Here is a 3,175-nt window from a genome sequence, read left to right as displayed (position 1 = left end):
GGTGCGCGCCGACCGCGCGCGCGACGCCCGGCCGCTGGTGGTGTTCGGCGCCAGCATGGGCGGCCTGCTGGGCTACGAGGTCGCCGCCCGCACCCGCGACGTCGCGCACGTGGTGGCGACCTGCCTGATCGATCCCACCGACCCGGCGGTGCGCCGGGCGGTGCCGCGGCACGCCTGGACCGGCCCCGCCGCGCCGGTCGTGCTGCGCACCATCGACCCGCTCTGCGGGCGGGTTCGCGTGCCGATCCGCTGGCTGGTCGACATGGGGTCGATGAGCCGCGACCCCGCGCTGTCGCGGCTGTGTGCCCGCGACCCCCGCGGCGGCGGAGTGCGGGTACCGCTGGGTTTCCTGTCGAGCTGGCTCGACTTCCGCCACACCGCACCGGAGACGTTCGACGCCGCACCCGTCACCCTGGTGCACCCGGACGCCGACCGCTGGACTCCGCCGCGGCTCAGCATCGACTTCTTCGACCGGCTGCCCGGCCCGAAATCGCTGACACTGCTGCAGGAGTGCGGCCACTATCCCGTCGAGGAGCCGGGACTGGGCCGGCTGCAGGAGGTGTTGCTCGCCGTCCGCGACCAGCTCACGCCGGCGTGAGCCGGTCCACCAGAGTCATCAGCTCGGCGGCGTCCGGTTTCTGCCGGGTCTGCACCCGGTGCAGATGGGCGTCGATCGCGTGCACCAGCGTCTGAGCCGTGACCGCGGTGTCCGCACCGCCGCGCCCGCAGCGGTCGAGGTGGTGGGCGATCTCCGCGGCGAGCCGGTCCTCGAAGGCCTGCATCGCCGCGAGGTCGGCCGGCCGCGGCGAAAGCCGGTGCATCAGGCCGTGCAGCGCGGGCCGGTCGCTGTGCAGTGCGACGATTTCGTCGAGCACCGCGCGCATCGTCTCGTCGAACGGGGGCCGCTGCACGCGCAGCCGGTCGAACACCCGGTCCAGCCGCGCGCCTGCCTCCCGGACGTGCCGCTCGGCCAGCGCGTCGAGCAGCGCATGCTTGTTCGGGAAGTACTGATACAGCGAGCCGATCGAGACACCCGCCCGCTCGGCGATCCGGTTGGTGGTGGTGGCCAGGCCTTCGCGGTCGAACATCTGCGCGGCGGCTTCGAGCACCACGTCCACCGTCGCGCGGGATCGCGACTGCCGGGGGCGCCTGCGCGGCCTCTCGCTCATCGGCTCACGATACGACCGTCAGAGCATGCGGGACAGGTGCCGGTTGCGCCGGACGACGGTGTGCTTGAGCACCAGCCCGACGTGCAGGGCGATCGCCAGCAGCAGCGCGACCTGGGCGGCCACGTGCAGCGGCACCCAGTCGTGTCCGAGGGCGAGCACCGCGAGGCCCGTTGCGGGCACCACGAACAGCAGTGCCAGCAGCGCCTTCTCCAGTGCGCCCTCGAGGGCGCGCTCGCCTGCGGTGAGGTGTTCGGCCCACGGGGGCAACCCGGCGACGGCGCGCCAGACGATCCGCAGCACACCGAGTGCGATCAGTGAGAGCCCCAGCGACACATGCAGTTCCGGTAACGACACCCCGTCGCCGGCGAAGGAGCCCGACACCACCTCGCCGAATGCGTCGCCCACGTAGTCGTCCTCGCGGACGTCGAGTTCGTCCTCGAGGCGGTCGATCTCGTTCTCGAACCGTTCCTCGGCCGCTTCGCCCTGCCGTTCGGCCTGTTCCTCGCCGCGCTCCTCGAGTTCGTCGATGCGGTCCTTCTCGCGGTCGAGCGCGGCCTCGTCGGGTCCCATCGTCGCGCCAACCGCGAACTGCGCGACGATCACCGCGACGGTCAGCCAGTGCAGCAGCTTCGACACGGCGCCGTATCCGTGCGCACCGTTGCGCAGCCGGATCAGGCCTGCCACGACGACCACCGCCGCACCGCGACGGTCACCACCGGACCGTCGAGGGCGAGGCGCTGGTACTGAACGTACTTGTGGCGCAACAGCGAATATCCGGCCGCCATCTCCACGCCGCTGTGATGCACCGTCGCCTCGCCGTCGGCACGCACCCACCACAGCTGCGTCCAGTCGTCGGTGTAGTGGTCCACGAGCAGGGTCACCCGCGAATCGGCCTCGATGTTGGCCAGTCGCCGCAGCCGTTGGGTGGTCTTGCGCTTGGCGTCCACCGCGGTGTAGATCGTGTCACCCGACACGGCGAACACCACCGGCACCAGATGCGGTGCGCCGTCAGGGCTTATCGTGGCCAGCACCGCCGACGGCGCGTCCGCGAAGCGGGCCTTGGCGTCGTCATCGGCCATCGGGACTCACACCGCCTTGATCGGTTCGATTCCCAGATCGCGGTAGGTGACCAGCGCGACGAAGGGCACATTGCGTTCGGCGAACAGGCCCGCCGCCACGTCGCCGCGGTCGACCATCGGGATGACGCCGGTGGCAACGGCCCCCGCCGCGGTCACCCGGTCCAGCGCGAGCGCCGTCGATCCGCCGGTGCTGATCACGTCGTCGACCAACAGCACGCGCATGCCGGGTTCGATGCGGGTGCCCTCGATCCACTGCTCGCGGCCGCGCTGCTTCTGCTCCTTGCGCACCGAGAACCATGCGGCCCCGGTCACCATCGCCACGCCGTGGGCCAGCGGGTCCGCGCCCATGGTCAGCCCGCCGACGGCGTCGAACTCGATGCCGTTCATCGCCGCCAGGTCCGCGACCGCACGGCTCACCACCGTCAGCCGCTCACCGTTGTCGACGGCGTACTTACCGTCGATGTAATCGTGACTGAGCTGTCCGCTCGCCAGCCGGAACGGCTCGGCGCGGTGCTCGTAACCGCGGGTGCGGATCAGGTCGAAGGCGGCTTGCCAGGTGTCCGGACGCCCGGTCGCAGCAGACATACCGGCGATCGTATTGCAGGGTCAGCGGGTCCCGCGGGCGCGGCGGGTCAGTTCGACCGCCGCCGAGCGCAGTTCGTCGAAGGAATCGATGGGCGCGGCGTAACCGATCCGGGGATACGCGACGCCGCGCGGCGTGGTCACCCGCAGGTCGAGGCCGTAACGGTCGGCGCCCGTGCAGGTGGCGGCCGTGGCGTCGGGGTAGCCGCCGAGGGAGGCGGCCATCGCCAGCAGCGCTTCGGCGTGGTCGGCGTTGAGATGGGCGACGGCGCCCGCGGCCCGCGGCTGCACCGGATCGGGCTCGGCGGCCGCGTACTCGGCGCCGGAGGTGGACTCCATCCGGCC

At 71.9% G+C, this 3,175-nt stretch carries 6 protein-coding genes; 1 reads left to right on the top strand and 5 read right to left on the bottom strand.

What is annotated here, in order from left to right:
* A partial coding sequence (locus Q2100_RS30345; RefSeq protein ID WP_302917000.1) for an alpha/beta fold hydrolase occupies window positions 1-598 on the top strand: 598 nt, incomplete at its 5' end.
* Here Q2100_RS30345 and Q2100_RS30340 read toward each other — a convergent pair.
* The 5 genes from Q2100_RS30340 to Q2100_RS30320 form a co-directional block, all read right to left on the bottom strand.
* Window positions 585-1,169, bottom strand: coding sequence for a TetR/AcrR family transcriptional regulator (locus Q2100_RS30340; RefSeq protein ID WP_302916999.1), 585 nt, complete (start codon window positions 1,167-1,169; stop codon window positions 585-587). The genes Q2100_RS30345 and Q2100_RS30340 overlap by 14 nt on opposite strands.
* 18 nt (window positions 1,170-1,187) lie before the next feature.
* Complete coding sequence (locus tag Q2100_RS30335; protein ID WP_302916998.1) at window positions 1,188-1,853, bottom strand: cytochrome b; 666 nt, start codon at window positions 1,851-1,853, stop codon at window positions 1,188-1,190.
* Window positions 1,841-2,248, bottom strand: a complete 408-nt coding sequence (locus Q2100_RS30330) for a TIGR03668 family PPOX class F420-dependent oxidoreductase (protein ID WP_302916997.1) — start codon at window positions 2,246-2,248, stop codon at window positions 1,841-1,843. The genes Q2100_RS30335 and Q2100_RS30330 overlap by 13 nt, the downstream gene beginning before the upstream one ends.
* A 6-nt stretch (window positions 2,249-2,254) precedes the next feature.
* A complete protein-coding gene (locus tag Q2100_RS30325; protein WP_264013780.1) occupies window positions 2,255-2,833 on the bottom strand; it encodes an orotate phosphoribosyltransferase in 579 nt (192 codons plus the stop codon).
* Between the two features lie 21 nt (window positions 2,834-2,854).
* Window positions 2,855-3,175: DUF2470 domain-containing protein (locus tag Q2100_RS30320; RefSeq protein ID WP_302916996.1), on the bottom strand; the 321-nt coding region annotated here is incomplete at its 5' end.

The sequence above is a fragment of the Mycolicibacterium arseniciresistens genome (assembly GCF_030519285.1).
Lineage (GTDB): Bacteria > Actinomycetota > Actinomycetes > Mycobacteriales > Mycobacteriaceae > Mycobacterium > Mycobacterium arseniciresistens.
This window is presented reverse-complemented; position numbering and strand designations above follow the sequence as displayed.